General features: G+C 55.0%; 15 protein-coding genes and 1 riboswitch. Of the genes, 4 read left to right on the top strand and 11 right to left on the bottom strand.

The window, feature by feature from the left end:
* Positions 1-533: 533 nt before the first annotated feature.
* The 4 genes from HMPREF1986_RS07110 (at position 534) to HMPREF1986_RS07090 (ending at position 6,881) form a co-directional block, all read left to right on the top strand.
* A complete protein-coding gene (locus HMPREF1986_RS07110) occupies positions 534-1,511 on the top strand; it encodes a homoserine O-succinyltransferase (RefSeq protein WP_021774141.1) in 978 nt (325 codons plus the stop codon).
* Positions 1,512-1,690: 179 nt separating this feature from the next.
* Positions 1,691-2,926, top strand: a complete 1,236-nt coding sequence (gene pepT, locus HMPREF1986_RS07105) for a peptidase T (RefSeq protein WP_036599750.1) — start codon at positions 1,691-1,693, stop codon at positions 2,924-2,926.
* A gap of 818 nt (positions 2,927-3,744) precedes the next feature.
* Positions 3,745-3,849, top strand: a riboswitch (SAM riboswitch).
* Between the two features lie 231 nt (positions 3,850-4,080).
* The gene (metK, locus tag HMPREF1986_RS07095; RefSeq protein WP_021774137.1) at positions 4,081-5,139 is read left to right on the top strand and encodes a methionine adenosyltransferase; all 1,059 of its coding nucleotides are present in this window, start codon (positions 4,081-4,083) and stop codon (positions 5,137-5,139) included.
* Between the two features lie 317 nt (positions 5,140-5,456).
* Positions 5,457-6,881, top strand: a complete 1,425-nt coding sequence (locus tag HMPREF1986_RS07090) for an AAA family ATPase (protein WP_021774135.1) — start codon at positions 5,457-5,459, stop codon at positions 6,879-6,881.
* Between the two features lie 265 nt (positions 6,882-7,146).
* Here the strand turns inward: HMPREF1986_RS07090 and tpiA are convergent, their stop codons facing one another.
* The 11 genes from tpiA to HMPREF1986_RS13400 all read right to left on the bottom strand — a co-directional run.
* Positions 7,147-7,896, bottom strand: coding sequence for a triose-phosphate isomerase (tpiA, locus tag HMPREF1986_RS07085; RefSeq protein ID WP_021774134.1), 750 nt, complete (start codon positions 7,894-7,896; stop codon positions 7,147-7,149).
* A 96-nt stretch (positions 7,897-7,992) separates the two neighbouring features.
* Complete coding sequence (locus HMPREF1986_RS07080; RefSeq protein WP_021774133.1) at positions 7,993-9,210, bottom strand: phosphoglycerate kinase; 1,218 nt, start codon at positions 9,208-9,210, stop codon at positions 7,993-7,995.
* Between the two features lie 187 nt (positions 9,211-9,397).
* Positions 9,398-10,423, bottom strand: a complete 1,026-nt coding sequence (gene gap, locus HMPREF1986_RS07070; RefSeq protein ID WP_021774132.1) for a type I glyceraldehyde-3-phosphate dehydrogenase — start codon at positions 10,421-10,423, stop codon at positions 9,398-9,400.
* Between the two features lie 115 nt (positions 10,424-10,538).
* Entirely contained in the window at positions 10,539-12,230 is a 1,692-nt protein-coding gene (locus HMPREF1986_RS07065) for a Na/Pi cotransporter family protein (protein ID WP_021774131.1), read from the bottom strand.
* A 144-nt stretch (positions 12,231-12,374) separates the two neighbouring features.
* On the bottom strand, positions 12,375-13,193 hold the full coding sequence (locus tag HMPREF1986_RS07060) for an N-acetylmuramoyl-L-alanine amidase family protein (RefSeq protein WP_009215371.1): 819 nt from the start codon (positions 13,191-13,193) through the stop codon (positions 12,375-12,377).
* A 202-nt stretch (positions 13,194-13,395) separates the two neighbouring features.
* A complete protein-coding gene (locus HMPREF1986_RS07055) occupies positions 13,396-14,253 on the bottom strand; it encodes an undecaprenyl-diphosphate phosphatase (RefSeq protein ID WP_009215372.1) in 858 nt (285 codons plus the stop codon).
* Entirely contained in the window at positions 14,250-14,930 is a 681-nt protein-coding gene (locus HMPREF1986_RS07050) for a uracil-DNA glycosylase (protein WP_021774129.1), read from the bottom strand. The genes HMPREF1986_RS07055 and HMPREF1986_RS07050 overlap by 4 nt, the downstream gene beginning before the upstream one ends.
* Positions 14,927-15,631 carry a metallophosphoesterase family protein gene (locus HMPREF1986_RS07045; protein ID WP_021774128.1) on the bottom strand — a complete coding sequence of 235 codons (705 nt, stop codon included), beginning with the start codon at positions 15,629-15,631 and terminating at the stop codon, positions 14,927-14,929. Before HMPREF1986_RS07045 ends, HMPREF1986_RS07050 begins: the two co-directional genes overlap by 4 nt.
* A complete protein-coding gene (locus HMPREF1986_RS07040) occupies positions 15,628-17,532 on the bottom strand; it encodes a BMP family ABC transporter substrate-binding protein (RefSeq protein ID WP_021774127.1) in 1,905 nt (634 codons plus the stop codon). The genes HMPREF1986_RS07045 and HMPREF1986_RS07040 overlap by 4 nt, the downstream gene beginning before the upstream one ends.
* Before the next feature lie 122 nt (positions 17,533-17,654).
* Positions 17,655-18,839, bottom strand: coding sequence for an N-acetylmuramoyl-L-alanine amidase family protein (locus HMPREF1986_RS07035; RefSeq protein ID WP_021774126.1), 1,185 nt, complete (start codon positions 18,837-18,839; stop codon positions 17,655-17,657).
* Positions 18,840-18,896: 57 nt separating this feature from the next.
* Positions 18,897-19,133, bottom strand: a 237-nt coding sequence (locus tag HMPREF1986_RS13400; RefSeq protein ID WP_021774125.1) for a hypothetical protein, incomplete at its 5' end; no start/stop codon positions are given.

Below are 19,133 nucleotides of genomic sequence, written 5' to 3'. Positions count from 1 at the left end.
ATGAGGGGCGCAGGCCGCAAGGCGCGAAGCGGCGGAGGCATGCGGGAATCATGGACTCCGCCCGGACTGAAAGTCTCTCCTCCGCGGCGTGCTTGCACGGAAGCGGAGGAAAGACTTTATGACGCGCCCCCCTCATGAGCATGAAGAGGGACCTCGTCCCTCGGAATGCGAATGAGGGGCGCAGGCCGCAAGGCGCGAAGCGGCGAAGGCATGCGGGAATCATGGACTCCGCCTGGACCGAAAGTCTTTTCTCCGCGGCGTGCTTGCACGGAAGCGGAGGAAAGACTTTATGACGCGCCCCCACTCATGAGCATGAAGAGGGAGCTTCTCCCTCGGGAATGCGAATGAGGGGCGCAGGCCGTAAGGCGCGAAGCGGCGAAGGCATGCGGGAATCATGATCTTGATTATGCCCCGGACCGACGGAAACGCGAATGAAGGGAAGCGTGAAAAGAGACATCATCCCTCGGGAATGCGAATGAGGGGGACGCATCGGGAGGGATATCTCCCCTCGGGAAGCAAAGAAAGGAAAAATCATGCCAATCCGGGTTCAAAACGATCTTCCGGCAAAACAGATGCTGGAATCGGAAAATATCTTTGTCATGGATGAGGACAGGGCGAGCGCGCAGGAGATCCGGCCGCTTCGCATCGCAATCCTGAACCTCATGCCGCTGAAGGAGGACACGGAGCTTGACCTTCTCCGGGTCCTGTCCAATTTCCCGATCCAGACGGAGATCAGTTTTATGAAAACGGAGAGCCACGAGGCAAAGCATACCAGCGCCTCTCACCTCAATAAATTCTATGTCGGCTTTAACGCTGTCCGCGAGGAGCGCTTCGACGGCCTCATCATCACCGGGGCGCCCGTCGAAAAGCTTGAGTACTCAGAGGTCGAATACTGGGATGAGCTCTGTGAAATCATGGATTGGTCAAAAACTCATGTTTTCTCAAGCTTTCACATCTGCTGGGGAGCGCAGGCCGCTCTCTACCATCACTACGGAATTCAGAAGCGCCTTCTCCCCAAAAAGCTGAGCGGCGTCTATCTGCACCGGGTACTGCATCGCCGCAAAATGCTTATGCGGGGCATGGATGACTTTTTTTATGTTCCTCAGTCCCGCTATACCGGAATCGATGAGGAGGCTGTGAAGAGAAATCCCGAGCTCTATGTCGTCGCGGAGGGAGAGGAGAGCGGGAGCTATCTGATCCTCGCCTGCTCCTCCAGGCAGATCTTCGTCACCGGACACTCCGAGTACGACCGCTACGACCTGGACAAGGAGTACCGGCGGGACCTCGCAAGGGGGCTCGCCCCCGACATCCCCGTGAACTACTATCCGGATGATGACCCCTCAAAGCCTCCCATCCTCTCCTGGCGTTCCAGCTCCAACTGCACCTATACGAACTGGCTGAACTTTGTATATCAGGAAACGCCCTATCGCCTGGAGGACCTGAAGCCGGTGGAATGCGACAGCTACCTTCGGGCAAGTCATGAAAGGGAGATTGACGATACGGGAAGCTGAGAGCGGAGGAGCTACGAGAAACTGAGAGCGAAAACGGAAGAAACTGATGAAAAACCATTCTCCCTGCGATGCCGAAGGATAGAGCCGCCTTCTTGGGACAAAAGAGAACGCTCCCCCTCAGCGAGGGGCAGAACGGAAGAAAACAGAGGGAAAACGAAAGGAAAACGGAAGGAGGAAACATGAAGGTATTGGATCGCCTGATTTCTTATGTCAAAGTGGATACGCAGTCCTCAGAGGAGAGCGGCACGCATCCGTCCACGGAGAAGCAGTTCGTGCTGGCAAGGCAGCTCGAGCGGGAACTCCGGGAGCTCGGCGCAGAGGATGTGCGTCTTTCCGAGCACTGCTATGTCTACGCCCGCATCCCCTCAAATCTCTCCGCGGAGGAGAACATGCACACGCCATCTCTTGGACTGATCGCGCATATGGACACCTCTCCCTCCGCGAGCGGAAAGGATGTAAAGCCCCGGGTGATAAAGAGCTATGACGGCTCTCCGATCCCTCTCGGGCATGGAGCCATCCTCGATCCCGGGATCTTCCCGCAGCTTCTCTCCGCAAAGGGGGATGATCTCCTCGTCACGGACGGAAGTACCCTCCTCGGCGCCGATGATAAGGCGGGTGTCGCAGAAATCATGCAGTGTATCGAAGAGCTGCTCTCTCAGCCGGAGCGGCGCCACGGGGAAATCTGCATCGCGTTTACGCCGGACGAAGAGATCGGCTCGGGCGCGGACTTCTTCGATCTCGCGGGCTTTGGCGCGGAGGTCGCCTATACCGTGGACGGCGGAACGCTGGGAGGCATCGAATATGAGAACTTCAATGCCGCCTCCGCCGTTCTCACAATTCACGGCGTCAATGTCCACCCCGGCTCCGCAAAGGATAAGATGCTGAATGCGCTTCTGATCGCGATGGAGTTCAATGCCCTGCTCCCGCCCTGCACTCCGGCAAATACCGAGGGCTACGAGGGCTTCTTTCATCTGATGTCCATGAAGGGAGATGAGAGCCTCGCGGAGCTTCGCTACATCATCCGGGATCATGACAGAGAGAAATTCGAGGAAAAAAAGAGACAGTTTCAGTCCGCGGCGGATCGTCTGAATGAGAAATATCGCTCCGGCGGCGCGTCTCTGGAAGCCCAGCTTACAGACAGCTATTACAATATGAAGGAGAAGCTGGAGCCTTACCCCTATCTCATCGACTGCGCGAAGGAAGCCTTCCGAAGCTGCGGCGTAAAGCCGGAGACCCTTCCGATCCGGGGCGGAACGGACGGCGCAAAGCTCTCCTTCATGGGGCTTCCCTGTCCGAACCTCTCCACCGGCGGAGAGAACTATCACGGCATTTACGAATACCTGAATATCAACTCCATGGAAAAAATGGTCGAGGTCCTGAAAAAGCTGACCGAGGAAATGATCGGAAGGAAATAGCGGATCGGGAGAAAAAGCAGCCGAAAAGAAAGGTACAGGGAAAGAGGGAAAGCGAATGAAACGCTTTCCCTCTCCCGAACTCAATATTCAATTTTCATGAAGAGTACATTGGTCTGATACCGTCACCTTGATATTTCAAAGATATGCGCTTTATCTTTGATCTTCCATATCGTTCCGTGTGCATCGATCGATGAAGCCAATCAGTTTCTCATCCCGTTCGTTTGATACTGAACCCGCGCAGTGCTTTCCGGAAATTTCGAAGAAACACTTCTTTTGTTGAATAACATGAGCGCCCGCTGCGCCGTTATCAAAATAAATTTACTTCCCGAAAGCTCCGGTGGCCGTATCAAATGTCTGTGCTGGAACCATTGCTTTGCACCTCTTGCTTTCTGCGGTATCGTTCGCAGACTCGCGGCCTGCACTTTGCCGGTTCGCTTCGGCCTTTCTCGTCAGCCGAGGCCCATCAGCCACTCTTCTCTCTGTGTCTATAGGATAGCAGAAAATTGTTTCTTTGTAAATACAATTCCCCCTGAAATATCTACTAATATTCATTCTGAAAAATATATAATTTTGTCTAAAGAGATCGGTACACTCCCGGCGCTCCATTTTCAAGCCGAATTAAGCCGAATTAAAATCCGAATCTGAGATTCTGAATTTGAGATGAAAAGCCGATTGAAAAACCGGCGGCGGAAGTCCGATGGAAAAGCAGTCGATAAAAGACTCTTTTGAAAGTGCTGTCTTGAAAGCGGAATCGAAATTTTCCGATCCCCTTGCGCTTCCCCGCCGCGGCGTGTTATACTTTGGTTCCACAATTAAATATCTTATTCAGAGACGGTGGAGCTACATAGGAGCGAAGAAGCCGCAGCAACCCCGGAGACGGAAGGTGCTAACCTGAGCGAACGATTTGTTTCGAACAATAAGACGAACGGACAGAGGCTGTCGCTCAGTGCGGCGGCCTCTTTTCTCTGCCGCGGCAGTCCGAACGGCAGTCTTCTGCACCAATATAAATAGGCAAAGGCAAGGCGGACGGTCCGAACGCGAAGAGCGGCAGAGCTCCGCGGCGCCCGGCTCCTATGTCCGGGGCGCTTCACCATCCGGCGGATTCCATCCGTTTACAGTAATTATCCCGCACAGTGCGGCAGAAAGGAAAGTATATGCTATTTTCATCGGAACAGGTTTCCAACGGTCATCCCGACAAGATCTGCGACCAGATCTCGGATGCCATCGTCACCGACATCCTCTCCCACGATAAGAGAGCCCGGATCGCGGCGGAATGCTGCATCAAGGACTACAGCATCTGCATCCTCGGCGAAATCAGCACGGACTATGAACCAAACTACCACAGCATCATCGCGGAGGTTCTCCGCCGGATCGGTCTCCCCGATGCCGAAAAGTATGAGCTCAACCTTCTGATCTCCCGCCAGTCCCCGGACATCGCGCGCGGCGTCGATGTCGACGGTGCCGGCGATCAGGGCATGATGTTCGGCTATGCCACAAATGAGACGAAGGAGCTCCTCCCGATCCCCTATGTCCTCTCCACGAGGGCGCTCCTCAAGCTCCGGGATCAAAACCTTGCGGAGGGCTTCGCAAGACTTCTCCCGGACGCAAAGGCGCAGGTGAGCTACGACTACAAGGCGGGGCGCATCGACACCTTCCTCCTCTCCAGCCAGCACAGGGAGTCCACCTCCCTGGAAGAGGTCAGGGAGATCGTCAGCGGAATCATGAAGGAGAGCGCGGAGGAGATGAATCTGAACACCGACTTCCGGATCCTCGTGAATCCGACAGGCCGCTTCGTTCTCGGATCCTCCTTCGCGGACTCCGGCCTCACCGGGCGAAAGATCATCGCGGATACCTACGGCGGGGCCGCGCACCACGGCGGCGGAGCCTTCTCCGGAAAGGATCCCTCGAAGGTCGACCGCTCCGCGGCCTATATGGCGCGGAAGATCGCAAGAGATATCGTCCTCTCGGGGCGGGCCGAGCGCTGCGAGGTGCAGCTCGCCTACGCGATCGGCGTCGCGGAGCCGGTGTCTGTCTACCTGGACTGCTTCGGAAGCGCCCATGAGAATGTAGGGAATATCTGGAGCGATGTCGTACAAAACTATGAGCTCACGCCAAAGGCGATCATCGAGCGTCTTCAGCTCCGGGAGGTCGACTACAATCTGGTCTCCTCCTACGGACACTTCGGGAAGCCGGAGCTCCCCTGGGAGCAGTAAGACCTCTCTCCCGCGTCCTCAAAAGCCAAGGCCCGGAATCGAAATGCTGAGCCAAAGCGCAGAGCCGGGATGACTCTGCTTTATCTCAAAACGGAGACCGCGCAGCTCATAATAGAGCTGCGCGGTCTCTGCCTTATGAAAGGCAGTCTCTAGCACATTTTTGATTCCTCTAAAATCCTAAGCCCGGGTCTTATTCGGAAAAATTTAAATTTGAATCATAAAAACAGCATAAAAAATAGCGATTTATTAATTCATATTGTTTTTTCCGCCGTGGATGATATAATCATATTATACGAAACTACAAGGAGGCAGCTGACATGAAGAATACCGTTGTTCGATTGGAACGTCTCTCTATTGAGAACTTCAAGAATGTAAAGGCCGGTCAGTTGAGTTTTGCAAACAGCAGAAAAGCCTATAAGACAAGCATTTTAGGATTATACGGTCAGAACGGATCAGGAAAAACGGCGTTGATTGATGCAATTGAGCTGCTGCAGCTTGCGCTGAAGGGGCAGACGGTTCCTGCGAAATTTGCTGACTATATCAATGTGGAATCTGGGAATGCGGTTCTTCGTTATGAGTTCTCCGTCGCTGATGATACGATAAAGTATCGGGCTTTCTATGATTTCAAACTAAGGTCCGAAGTAATCGAAGCTTCTCAAAATCTGGCGCTCAGTGATGGGGAGGAAGCTCACTACCGCCCTGTTATTGCGGAAGAGATTCTTAGCTATTCTTATGAAGGCAAGGAGTCAAAGGAACGTAAAAGTTCTCTGATCGATACCACCTCATCCAAGGTATTTGCTCCGCTCGGAAAATACAATTGCCTTATTGGAAAAGATAAAGATAAAGCAATAAATCTCTTAGTAGAGAAAAAGATGGCCGCCGGAACATCCAGATCGTTCATTTTCTCCAGGGAACTGCTTACGGCTATGAGAAGTAATCCAGCCGGAAAGGATGATTTGGAGTATCAGCGCCATATGCTGCTGATTGAAAGTCTGGTAAGATATGGCAACCTTGAGCTTTTTGTAATCAATACCGCAAATTCGGGTATCATCAGCATGAATATGCTTCCTCTTTCATTTAAATATGAAAGCGAAACTAACGGGGCAGCAGGCAATATCCTGATTCCGCTGGAGGAAGCTGTTCCGATCCCTGAAAAAGCCGTTGCAACGGTGCATCAGGTTATCATGAACATGAATATTGTACTGTCCCAAATCGTACCGGGGCTGACAATTCATATCAAGCATCTTGGCGAAATGGTATTTGCCAATGGAAAAAAAGGCGTCAAGATACAGCTGATGTCTTTAAAGAATAAAAAGGAAATCCCGCTGAAGTACGAATCGGAAGGCATCAAAAAGATTATCTCTATTCTTCAGCTGCTCATTGTTGTTTATAACCGCTCATCTATTACGGTAGCGATTGATGAATTGGATGCCGGAGTATTTGAATATCTGTTAGGTGAATTGCTTCGCGTCATATCCGAAAAAGGAAAAGGCCAGTTGATCTTTACCTCGCACAATCTGCGCCCTCTTGAGACGCTGGATCGTGGTTTTATCGCATTTACTACAACGAACCCGTCTCACAGATATATCCGGATGAGCAATATCAAGGACAGCAACAACCTGCGTGATTTCTATTTCAGGGACATCATTCTCGGTGAACAGAGTGAAGAGGTATACGATCCAACAAATAATGCGGAAATCGCAGTAGCTTTCCGAGAGGCAGGTGAGTTCAGTGGCACGTAAAAAGATCTCCATTCTCTGGAAAGGTACTCCAACTTAGGAATTTGTTTCGCAGATATCCGGAAAAAACGTATCGAACAGCAAAACAATAAAGAACCAAAAGACTGATTAAAGCGGTTCCCGATGATTGACTCAAACCATCTATAGTAAGAACGGGCTTTGCATCCTAAAACCGCAGTGAATGCTCTCCCGTCAAGAAAGCAAATGCTTGTGCAGGCGAGCCGGCCTTGCATTTAGCTTCTTGACGGGAATTTACACAGCAAATCACTTACCGGCCGCTGTTTGCGATTTCTCCAAATTCCGCCTTCAGGGAGGCTCCCCCGATGAGGCCTCCGTCGATATTCGGCTTTCCGAGAAGCTCCCTGCAATTTCCGGCGTTCATGGAGCCGCCGTACTGGATGCGGATGCACTCCGCGGTCTTCGCTCCATAGAGTTCAGAGATCAGCTCCCGGATGGCGGCGCAGACCTCCTCCGCCTGATCGGCGCTCGCGGTCTTTCCGGTCCCGATCGCCCAGATCGGTTCATAGGCGATGACGACCTTCTCGGCGTCCTCCTTTGATATGCCGTCAAAGGCAATCTTCAGCTGCATCCGGATCCAGTCAAAGCAGATGCCCTGCTCTCTTTGCTCCAGGGATTCCCCGCAGCAGACGATCGGATTTAGCCCCTTCTCCAGCGCCTTTTTGAGCTTTTTGTTGATATCCGCATCGCTCTCGGCAAAATATCCTCTCCGCTCGGAATGGCCGATGATGACATATTCCGCTCCGGCATCCTTCAGCATATCCGCGGAGATCTCTCCGGTATAGGCCCCCTTATCCTCAAAGTAGAGATTCTCTCCGCCGACTCGGATATTCGTGCCTCTCACGGCCTCGACCACAGGAACAATGTCGATCGCGGGCACGCAGAAAACGATATCCGCGGAGCTTCCCGCGACAAGGGGCTTTAATGTCTCGCAGAGTGCCTTCGCCTCCGATGGCGTCATATTCATCTTCCAGTTTCCGGCGATAATCTTTTTTCTCATTTTATTCTCTGTATTCCTTTCCGTTTCGGGATATCCCCGATCGGGGCAGACAAGAGCCTGCCCCTCCCTTTTCAGCGGCTTCGTCTTCCGCTCTCTTTATCGGTCATCTGCCGCCGCGACACCCGGAAGCTCCTTCCCCTCCAGGAACTCGAGGGAAGCGCCGCCGCCCGTGGAGATATGGGTCATCTTCTTTCCGTATCCCAGGATATTTACCGCTGCCGCGCTGTCGCCTCCGCCGATGATGGTCGTCGCCTCCGTCTCCGCCAGGGCCTTTGCCACCGCCTTTGTGCCCTCTGCGAGGATCGGATTCTCAAAGACTCCCATCGGCCCGTTCCAGACCGCGGTCTTTGCGGACTTCACGGCCTCCGCATAGAGCTCCCTCGTCTTCGGACCGATGTCCAGTCCCAGCTGATCGGCCGGGATGGCATTGATCTCCACGGTGCTGACGGAAAGCTTCGGATCATCAATCGGGTCCGGGAAGGAGGGGGCGACAACCGCATCGAGCGGGAGGAGCAGCCTGCATCCGATCTTCTTCGCCTTTTCGATCATCTCCCGGCAGTAGTCGAGCTTGCTGTCGTCCACGAGGGATTTTCCGATCTCATGCCCCTGCGCCTTGATGAAGGTAAAGGCCATGCCTCCGCCGATAATCAGGGTATCGCACTTTTCCAGCAAATTCGAGATGACATTCAGCTTATCGGAAATCTTCGCTCCTCCCAGGATCGCGACAAAGGGCCGGACCGGATTTTCCACGGCCTGACCGAGGAAGCGGATCTCCTTTTCCATGAGGTAGCCCACGACATGCGGCCCCTTCACAAATTTCGTCACTCCGACATTGGAGCAGTGCGCGCGGTGCGCCGTGCCGAAGGCGTCATCCACGAAGACATCCGCGAGCTCCGCGAGCTCCTTCGAGAAGGCATCCCCGTTCTTCGTCTCCTCCGGGCGGTAACGGGTATTCTCCAAAAGCACGATATCCCCGTCCTTCATCGCGGCGACCGCCTTCCGCGCATTCTCTCCGACCACATTTTCGTCTCTTGCGAAGATAATCTCTTTGTGGAGGAGCTCAGAGAGGCGCTTTGCGACCGGGGCGAGAGAAAGCTCCGGCTTCGGCTCCCCCTTCGGCTTTCCGAGATGAGAGCAGAGGATCACTCTTCCTCCGTCCTTAAGCAGCTTCTCGATGGTGGGAAGCGCCGCGGTCAGGCGGCTCTCGTCCGTGATCCTCCCGTCCTTCAGAGGGACATTGAAGTCACAGCGGCAGAGCACTCTCTTCCCCTTCACATTGATATCATCCACCGTCTTTTTATTTAATGCAGCCATTCTTTTTCCTTTCCGCGATTTCCGCAAATTGACGCAGCTTTCTTCCAAGGCTTTCTGTGCTTCCCGGTATCTGCCGTGCGGGGATTCCGCAGCCGTAGAAAAAAGCCGCCGGTGCTTCTCGCTCCCGACGGCTCTTCCCCGCTGATCCCATGGATGCCGGGCGAACGCGCTCGCAGGGCATGGAGAATTATTTCACGAATTTCTCGAAGTACTTGATGGTGCGGACCATCTGTGAGGTATAGGAATTCTCATTGTCATACCAGGACACGACCTGGACCTCATAGAGGCCGTCTGCGACCTTCGCCACCATGGTCTGCGTCGCATCAAAGAGGGAGCCGTAGCTCATTCCGATCACATCGGAGGACACGATCTCGTCCTCGTTGTAGCCGAAGGTCTCCGGATCGGAGGCCGCCTTCATCGCGGCATTCACAGACTCCGCCGTCAGCTCGCGATCGCTCTTTACGACGGCGAAAAGGAGGGTGGTGGAGCCGGTCGGAACCGGAACTCTCTGCGCAGAGCCGATGAGCTTTCCGTTGAGCTCGGGGATGACGAGGCCGATCGCCTTCGCCGCACCGGTGGAGTTCGGGACGATGTTGACTGCCGCCGCTCTCGCTCTTCTCAGATCACCCTTTCTGTGCGGTCCGTCCAGGATCATCTGATCTCCGGTATAGGCGTGAATCGTCGCCATGATGCCGGACTGGATCGGCGCGAAATCATTCAATGCCTTTGCCATCGGAGCCAGGCAGTTTGTGGTGCAGGAGGCTGCGGAGATGATATTGTCTTCGGCGGTCAGCTTCTCGTGATTGACATTGTAGACGATGGTCGGGATATCATTTCCGGCCGGGGCAGAGATCACGACCTTCTTCGCACCCGCATTGATATGCGCCTGCGCCTTTTCCTTCTTCGTGTAGAATCCGGTGCACTCCAGCACGACATCCACACCGAGCTTCCCCCAGGGAAGGTTCGCGGCATCCGGTTCCTTGTAGATCCGGATCGTCTTCCCCTTCACCGTGATGGAATCCTCGCCCGCCTTTACCGTATCCCCATACTTATACCTTCCCTGAGAGGAATCGTACTTCAGAAGCTGAGCCAGCATCTTGGGATCCGTCAGATCGTTGATCGCGACGATTTCCGTGCCCTCATGATCGAACATCTGGCGAAAAGCAAGACGACCGATCCGCCCAAATCCATTGATCGCAACCTTCACTGCCATACTTATACCCTCCTCTATAGCGTTCTGTCATCCGACATTTCTCTGCAACGCTTTTATTCTATGCCAAAGATTGTGCCTTTGCAAGTGCAAAAAACACATTTCCGATCCTGTATCCCTAGAGCATGCTCTTCACATAGCCCGCGATATTGTCTGCGTGATCGGAGATCCTCTCGAGGTCGGAGATCGCATCCAGGAAGATGACCCCCGCCGGAGGAGCGCACTCCCCCTTTGTGAGACGCTGTATATGGCGCTCCCGCATCTCCTCCTCCAGATCGTCAACCTCATCCTCCAGATGCGCGGTCCGAACCACCGCATCCAGGGAACTCTCCTCAAAGGCCTCGATGGAGGACTCAAAGCTCGCCATCGACTTCTCGGAGAGGCGGCGGAAATCACTCCGCCCGACCTCGGAGAACACGATCTCGTGCTCCCAGGCGTACTGGGCCTCCTCCGCGATATTTTCCGCGTGATCTCCCGCTCTCTCCATATCCGTCATGGTATTGAACATGTTCGTAACAAGGAGCTTCTGCGTCTCGTTCAAAGAGAGATTGTCCACCTGGATCAGGTAGTCTGTGAGGATCTTCTGCATATTGTCGATGACCTTCTCCCTCGCAAAAACCTCCTCCAGCTTTTCCCTGTCCCGGTCCAGCATGACCATGACCGACTCCGCGACATTGAGCTCGACGATACGGCCCATATTGATGACCTCGCTGCGGGAGGCCTGGATTGCCATGGCCGGGGACTCCAGGAGACGGAGGTCGAGGTGCTGGATCAGATTCCTCTCGATCTCCGTATAGCCGTCCCTTGCGAGAAGCTCCTCTCTGTCCTTCTGGCTCTCCCGCACGAGCTTCCCGGAGAGACTCACCAGAAGATCCCCGAAGGGATAGAGGAGAAGCGTAGAGCTTACATTGAAGATCGTATGAAAGATCGAGATCTCCACCGGACTCAGGGCCCCGGAGAAGAAGCTCCGGAGCGGGATGGCACAAAGGGAGATAATGATGCAGAAGATCACCGCGCCAACGACGTTGAAAAGCAGGTGGATTACGGCCGCTCTCTTCGCTGTCCGGGAGGTGCCCGCGGAGGAAATGAGGGCTGTCACACAGGTTCCGATGTTCTGACCGAGAGTAATGTAGAAGCCGGCGACTCTCGGGACAGCGCCGGAGAGGGAGAGGGTCTGAAGGATGGAGACGGAAGCCGCGGAGGACTGGATGAGTCCGGTCACGACCGCGCCGGCCAGGATGCCGAGCACCGGATTCCCCCCCATATAGGAAAAGGCCTCGGAAAAGATCGGGGAATCCGCGTAGGGCTTGACCGCATCCGCCATGAATTCCAGTCCGATGAAGATGAGTCCGACGCCGATACAGAAGTCCGCGGCGAGATCATCCGCCCCCTTCTTCCGAAAGAGAAGGCGGAAGGCGCCGAAGCCGACAAGGAGCGGAGAGAAGAATTCAGGCTTGAATACTGTGAGAAGATCCCCGGAGACCTGCGTGAGGGAGACCATCCAGGCGGTGATCGTCGTTCCGATATTCGCGCCCATGATGATGCCGACCGCCTGAGAGAGATTCAGAAGTCCTGCATTGACGAAGCCGACGACCATGACCGTCGTCGCGGAGGAGGACTGGACGAGAGCGGTGATGCCGGCCCCGAGGAGAACCGCCATATAGCGCTTTTCTGTGACGATATTCAAAAAGCCGGACATTTTTGAGCTCGCCGCCTTCTGCATCCCGTCGCTCATGACCGTCATGCCGTACAAAAACATTCCCAGCCCGCCGAAAAGGCTGAAAAGATTGGAAATCAGCTGGATCGACATATCTCCTCCTCATAATGGCAGTCCTGCTGCCTCCCCCATAAAATGCCGGACCATGGCGAGTATAGCAGAGGGAAATTTTTATGTAAAGGAGATAAAAAAACCGGGCCCTAAGGCCCGGTGCGTTTTCCCGCGGAATGCTCTTACTTATGAGAAGCCGTAATATTTATTGACGCCGTCCGTCAGCGCCTTCGCAAGCGTCTGGATACAGGCATCGGAGTGGTCGGAGATCCTGTCCCCAAGCTCAATGTCCACAGAGGGGATGGTGGAATAGGCTGTCTGAGTCAGATCCATCGGCATGGAGCCGGAGGAGTAGATCTTCACCCCGGATTTCCTGAGTCCGTAGAGCAGGCTCTCTCCCAGGTTCTCATGCTTCTTCCAGATCGAGGCCACCGGCTCCATCCCCTTAAGGCCGTCCGGAGTCGACATGTAGAAGGCGCCCTTGTTCTGACTGGTGGAGTCCCAGTGGAGCGCGATATGGCAGTTCGCCCGATTGTTCGCGATGACGGTCCGCGCGACATTGTCCAGCTGCACGTCCTCCCCGTCCCGGAGCATCAGCACATCATAGCCCTCCGCGAGAAGCTGCTTCATAAAGGCGTGAGCGAGCTGTCTCGTGACGACGTGCTCCGGCGTTCCGTCCGAAAAGGTCATGCCGGAGGAGACCGCAAAGGACGTCACAGAGCCCGCGGCCGTTGTGCCGCCGCTCAGCTTTTTCGAGCCGTCGGGATGGCAGAGCGTCTGCACCGACTCCCCTCCCTTGGTGCCGTGCCCCGCATTGACTGCAATCGTGATGCCCTTCTTATGCGAAGCGTCCGTCGTATAGAGAACCGCCTTTCCCGTGTTGATCCTGGAGTTTGCGGCATAGCGCCAGTCCAGATTCAGTCCGATCTCCGTGGACGCAAAGGCCCTTAGCGCCATCAGCACACTCAGAATCACGCTCAATAAAAGTACGCGGAACTTCTTCATCCTGTCTCCCTCTGTTCTTTCCCGTCCCGATCTCCCGGACTATGGAGGAAATCCCCCCGCGCTCCGGGAGGGAAAGTTCGCTTCTTAGGAAAAGTCTAGCGCGAAATCTCTCAAGATGCAATTCAGTTTTAATTACGTCCTCTTACGTTTCCTTTACTCTCTTTTGCGCTTTTTGAAAGAGATGAGAGCCCCCTCGCCCCTCCTACAGAATCCTCGCGAGAAAGGTGAATACCGTCCCAAGGAGAACCAAAATTCCAAGGAGGATGCGATACCAGCCAAAGACCGCAAAGCTGTGCTTTCGGATGAACTCAAGAAGGAAGTTGATGCAGTAGAGGCTGACAACAAAGGCGACCAGCATGGCGAGGATCAGGTAAAAGCTCTGACTCCCCGTGAAGCTCCCGCCCTTTACGAAATATTTGATGAGCTTCACGGCGCTCGCACCGAACATGATCGGTACACTCAGAAAGAAGGAGAATTCCGCCGCGCAGACTCTCGATACGCCGATCAGCATCGCCCCGAGTATCGTCACCCCGGAGCGGGAGGTCCCGGGAATCAGGGCGAGGCACTGGAAGAGACCGATCAAAAGGGCCGTGGAGAGCTCGATCTGATCGACCGAGCGAATCGGAAATTCGGCCTTCGCGTTCCGTCTCTCGATCCAGATGAAGAGGACGCCGTAGAGGATCAGAACGATCGCTATGACCGGGGCGTTGTTCAGATGCGCGTCCAGGAAGTCGTCAAAGAGAATCCCGAGGACAGCCGCCGGAAGGCAGGCGATGATGATCTTCAGCCAAAGGTTGATCTTTGCGGGGCGGACCGCAAGCTTCCCACTGTGCTGTGCTCTGGCAAAGGGCCAGAGCTCATGGAAAAAACGAAAGCAGACCGCGAAAATCGCGCCGAGCTGGATCACGACTTTAAAGACCTCGTAGTAGGACTCCGGCTGATGGAGCGGAATCAGCGCGTTCACAAGCATCAGATGTCCGGTGGAGGAGATCGGAAGCCACTCCGTGAATCCCTCCACGAGTCCCTGCACAATCACCTTTAAAATCTCAACAAAATTCATCCTTTTCCTCCAAGATTCTCGATCTGCCAGTCGATGGGGCTCAGGCCCTGCTCCTCCAGAAAGCGGTTCGCCCGCGAAAAGACCTTCGAGCCGAAGAAGCCGCGGTAGGCGCTCAGCGGGCTCGGGTGAGGCGCCTTCAGGATGCAGTGCTTCTCATTCCGAAGCATTCCCTCCTTCTGCTGCGCGGGGCGCCCGAAGAGAAGAAAGACCATGGGCCTGTCCTGACGGTCCAAGGCGCGGATCGCGGCATCCGTGAATTCCTCCCAGCCGATCCCGCGGTGAGAGTTCGCCTCGTGCGCCCGGACCGTGAGGACCGTGTTCAGAAGGAGCACTCCCTGCTCCGTCCACTTCTTCAGGTAACCGTTGTCCGGGATATAGAGTCCCAGATCGTCGTGCAGCTCCTGATAGATGTTCTGAAGGGAGGGAGGGGCCGGGACGCCGGGCTTCACGGAAAAGCTGAGCCCGTGCGCCTGCCCCGGCTCATGGTAAGGATCCTGACCCAAAATCACGACCTTTACCTGGGACAGGGGTGTGAAATCAAAGGCATTGAAGATGTCCTTTGCCTCCGGAAATATTCTCCTCGTCTCGTACTCCCGCTTCACCGTCTCATAGAGCTTCCGGTAGTAGGGCTTCGAAAACTCCGGCTTCATCGGCTCCAGCCAATCATTTGTGATCATTCTTCCTCCCTTCTTCTGTGGGAAAAGCGCCGGTCCCGGGAGGATGCCACCTGCTTATAGAGATCATAGAGGAAGGAGCCGGTCTTTCCCTCCGCCGGATGCTCGTCTTCTCCTACATCGAGGAGATATTTCTCATAGGCGTTGATGATTCTGGTTCCGCTGGGGTGCTTGAGCTCCCTTCGGAAGTTCCCGTAGCTCTTATGGACATGGCCGTGCACCATATACTTCGGATGATACTTCTCGAGGAGCTCTGAAAAACAGGTGAAGCCCTGGTGCGGAAGATCCGGAAGATCCCCGTAGCCCTTCACCGGAGCGTGAGTCACCAGGATGTCAAAGCCGTTTTTCAGGGCGATATCCCTCTTTGCTCTCTGCACCCTCTTCCTCATCTCCTGCTCCGTGTACATATGGCTTCCCTTCCGATAGCGGTAGGAGCCGCCGAGTCCGAGAATCCTGAGCCCCCGGAAGTCATAGACCCTGTCTTCGATGCACTCGCAGCCGAGCGGAGGACGGGAATCATAGGATTCGTCATGATTTCCGTAGACATAGAGGAGCGGAGCCCTGCCCATCGTGACCAGAAACTGGAGATAATCCGGCGAGAGATCCCCGCAGGAAATGATGAGGTCCACGCCCTCCAGCTTGGATCTGTCGAAATAATCCCAGAGGGATTTCGACTCTTCGTCCGCGATAAAGAGGATCCTCATGACAGGAAGCCCCCCCTCCGGATGAGCTCCTGCGAGGCCTCTGTGAATTCGGAGAGCGGCGGGATGGAGCCCATGACATTCTCATTGAGCCAGCGCATGTCGACGATCTCCTCCGGGCTCATTCTCCCGGCTTCCTCCCCTCTGATCTTCTTTTCCTGGCTGTGGAGCTCCCCCTCGAAGGGACTCAGACGATCCGAAAGAAGCTCTCTCCTCAAGAAGCGAATCAGCTTTCGGGAGGGGTATTTCAGCTCTCCCGAGAGAATGATGTCGATGACCTTCTCGCTCATTCCGAACCAGTAATTCAGAGCCTGATGGGATTTCGCGAGCCGATTCTCCCCATAGGAGCCCTCCAGGACAGAGCGGATGATAATCTCATAATACTTCCCCCAGTCAAAGACCGGCGCCGCCACATTGGAAAGCACATCTCCATCCATAGAGACATAGAGGCCGAATTCCCTCGGATTGCCGCCGGGCCGCGCATATTCCGGTCCGGAGACCGTCGTAATCCGCCTCTCCCGGAATACCTCCCTCCAGTCCTCCTTCTTTAAACCGCTCCAGCGAAGGCAGATCCTCACCCAGGGATTTACGAGCTGCGCGCCGATCGCAAAGGCGTTGATATTCGCCATCGTCCCGTAGAGCGGGCAGCGCTCTATATAGCCGATCTCCTGCCCCTCGCTGATAGAGGCCGCGAGGGCGCCCATCAGGAACTTCGCCTCGTACATCCTCCCGTAGTAGCTTCGGATCGAATTATGGGTCTGATTCACGGAGCAGTTCATGAAGCGGACCGAGGGATAGCGGATCGCCGCCTTCAGGGACTCCTCTATCATCATCCCCCCGGTCGTAAAGATCAGGCCGCAGCCCTCTCCGACCGCCTTATCGATCGCTGCCGCCGTTTTTTCATCCGTATCACAGTCCTCATAGCGGCTGCTTCGGATCGCCGGCCCGAACTTCTCCTCGACATAGAGGCGCCCCAGCTCGTGCCCGTAGGCCCAGCTTGAGTTCTCCACCCGCCTTTCATAGAGAAAGGCGATGCGAAGCTCCTCCCGGCGCTCCCGGGAAAAAAGACTCCGAAGATCCGCACTTCTCTTCAGCTCATCCGGCGTCTCAATCAGGGTGATCTCGCCTGCGGATTTCAGGTATTCTCTCCAGAGGCGGTCCAGATTCAAACGGATCTCCGGACCGGAGAGATCGAGAATCCCCGAAAGGCCATAGATATTCAGATAGGTCAGGAAGGCATCTCCGACCGTAATGCTGAGCTTTCCGCCGCCCCGTGCGAGGTAGAGCTCAGAGAAGCGATCGTAGGCCGCCTTTACATCCCGGGAGAGTTCCTCACTCCAGATCTCCCCGGGCTTTTTCCCGAGAAGCTCCGTGAGCTTTTCGTAGGAACCGCACTCCGAGAAGCTGATCCGATAGATTCGGGCGCAGCGGAAGAAATCCACAAATTCATAGTAGAGGCGGTTCTGCTCATCCTCCGTTCGAACCGGCATGACGCGGATCACCGAGGCGGGGATGGAGACTGCGCCGTTGTATTTCATGACGGAAACTCGTTTGTTTCCCTCCTGCACATAGAACTTTTTCAGGTACTCATAGACCAAAATCGGATCTCGGATCCCATCCTTCACAGCGGAATCGTAGAGTGCGGACCATTTCGTGGCAAACTCCGTCTTCTGCCCGAGGATAGGCATGAAGTTCATCGCAAAGGCCTGCTGGCGCCCCGGGCTCTTCGTCCCGACAATGTCGGAAAGCGGGATCTCCAGTGTGCCGATCGGATTCTCCCCCTGCACATTTTCCGGCTTCAGCATATCGTCGAGAGCCGGAAGATAGGGATAATTTCCGAAAAGCAGTGCCCTCCGATAGGCCCAGTCCCCGAGCCGCTTCGCCTCGATATAGTCTTCCAGCATCGATTCCCCCCACAAAAATGTCCCAAGTCCGGCGCCTGACAAAGACTGATACAATGATACAGCAAAGGCGAAGCCTTTTGGCTCCACCTCTTTTCCGCTCCTTTCGGAGCAGCTCACCCTCCTTAATCCGGCCCTGCGGTACCTCCTTCGACAAGCTCAGAGGATTTTGTTGCCGCCGTTTTATTCTTGCCTCCGTTATTCTTTGCCGAGTTCGGCACGGCCTCTTCCCCTCCGGAAGAAGATGACGAAGAGGAAGCTGACGAAGAGGAAGCTGCGGCAGAGGAGCTCGCGTTCTCAGATTTTTTTTCGGTAGAGGAGCTTCCGTCAGCCTGTGTGCCCTGTGTACCCTTTGCGCCGCTGCCTACCGCGGCACCGGGCCCGTCCGACGAGCCGGTATTTTTGCTCTGCTTGTTTTCCTTCAGCTCCTTTGCCGTCGCCTGAGCCGCGCTGACAGAACTCACATCCGAGGTACAGACACCGGAGCCGTCGAAGCGATAGCTCTTTCCGTCGATGCTGAGCTCCTGGTTCACGACCATCTTCCCTTCGCTGAGGTAGTAATAGCGGTTCCCGTCCTGCAGCCAGCCCTTGACCATCTTGCCGTTCTGCGCAAAGTAATACCAGGCATTGTCGATCTTGTACCAGGCGACCGCCATCTTCCCGCTCTCCGGCCTGAGGTAATATTTATTTCCCTCCGTATCGGTCTTCCATCCGGTCTCCATGACGCCTGTAGTGGAATTCAGGTAATAATAAGGCCCCTCGTTGATCTGGATCCAACCGGTCTGCATCGCGCCGTCGGAGCCGAAGTGATACCACTTGTCCTTCAGCTTCTCCCACTTGTCCATGGCCATCACGCCCTCTTCTTCGCCGGTCTCGAAATAATACCACTTATTGTTGAGGGGACGCCAGCCGGTCGCCATCACGCCGCTTGACTTCAGATAATACCAGCTCACCTTGCCGTCCTTCGTCGTCTTCAGCCAGCCGGTCTGCATGACGCCGTCGGACTTCAAGTAATACCAGCTGTTCTCCACCTTCCTCCAGCCTGTGACCATGAGGCCCGACTTATTAAAGAAATGCCAATTATTGTTAATCCGCTTCCAGCCGGTCACCATATAGCCGTCTGAGCCGATATAATAATATCCGGAATTGGTGTGGATCCACTTGCCGGTGATTCTCGTATTGGTCTTTTCATCGATATAATAATATTTTCCGTTTTTCTGATTCCAACCGGCAAGGGATGCCTGGGTCAGTCCCGCTGCCCCTAAGCTGAATGCAATCAGCGCGATTCCGAGCTTTTTCCCTGCTTTCATTTCTGTCTCCCTCTCAAGATCCTGATCCCAACTCCTGCAGTTTTCTGCGTGATGTCTCTATGTCCGTATAATTCCAAAATTCCCACTCATCTCCTGCCGCATGGCCGCACCGCGGTGCAAGAGCGAAAGCGTCCCGATGGCGAAGCGGCAATGCAGAGGCAGAGAGAAGAACACCTCCACTCCCGTGCAGCCGCCTGGCTTTTTCTCGTGATTCCGCATGGCTTCCGCCATGCTGTCCTTTATTCGCACTCCGCGGGTTTCTCCCGCTTCCTGCTCATAAAGGGGCGTGCCATA

This window comes from Oribacterium sp. oral taxon 078 str. F0263 (genome assembly GCF_000469565.1).
Classification (GTDB): Bacteria; Bacillota; Clostridia; order Lachnospirales; family Lachnospiraceae; genus Oribacterium.
The sequence above is the reverse complement of the archived record's forward strand: the minus strand, read 5'-3'. Positions and strand labels throughout refer to the sequence as shown.

Bases quoted from the DNA above. Each gene is read 5' to 3' on its own strand.
- HMPREF1986_RS07110 (WP_021774141.1), top strand. From the start codon at position 534: ATGCCAATCCGGGTTCAAAACGATCTTCCGGCAAAACAGATGCTGGAA.
- pepT (WP_036599750.1), top strand. From the start codon at position 1,691: ATGAAGGTATTGGATCGCCTGATTTCTTATGTCAAAGTGGATACGCAG.
- metK (WP_021774137.1), top strand. From the start codon at position 4,081: ATGCTATTTTCATCGGAACAGGTTTCCAACGGTCATCCCGACAAGATC.
- HMPREF1986_RS07090 (WP_021774135.1), top strand. From the start codon at position 5,457: ATGAAGAATACCGTTGTTCGATTGGAACGTCTCTCTATTGAGAACTTC.
- tpiA (WP_021774134.1), bottom strand. From the start codon at position 7,896: ATGAGAAAAAAGATTATCGCCGGAAACTGGAAGATGAATATGACGCCA.
- HMPREF1986_RS07080 (WP_021774133.1), bottom strand. From the start codon at position 9,210: ATGGCTGCATTAAATAAAAAGACGGTGGATGATATCAATGTGAAGGGG.
- gap (WP_021774132.1), bottom strand. From the start codon at position 10,423: ATGGCAGTGAAGGTTGCGATCAATGGATTTGGGCGGATCGGTCGTCTT.
- HMPREF1986_RS07065 (WP_021774131.1), bottom strand. From the start codon at position 12,230: ATGTCGATCCAGCTGATTTCCAATCTTTTCAGCCTTTTCGGCGGGCTG.
- HMPREF1986_RS07060 (WP_009215371.1), bottom strand. From the start codon at position 13,193: ATGAAGAAGTTCCGCGTACTTTTATTGAGCGTGATTCTGAGTGTGCTG.
- HMPREF1986_RS07055 (WP_009215372.1), bottom strand. From the start codon at position 14,253: ATGAATTTTGTTGAGATTTTAAAGGTGATTGTGCAGGGACTCGTGGAG.
- HMPREF1986_RS07050 (WP_021774129.1), bottom strand. From the start codon at position 14,930: ATGATCACAAATGATTGGCTGGAGCCGATGAAGCCGGAGTTTTCGAAG.
- HMPREF1986_RS07045 (WP_021774128.1), bottom strand. From the start codon at position 15,631: ATGAGGATCCTCTTTATCGCGGACGAAGAGTCGAAATCCCTCTGGGAT.
- HMPREF1986_RS07040 (WP_021774127.1), bottom strand. From the start codon at position 17,532: ATGCTGGAAGACTATATCGAGGCGAAGCGGCTCGGGGACTGGGCCTAT.
- HMPREF1986_RS07035 (WP_021774126.1), bottom strand. From the start codon at position 18,839: ATGAAAGCAGGGAAAAAGCTCGGAATCGCGCTGATTGCATTCAGCTTA.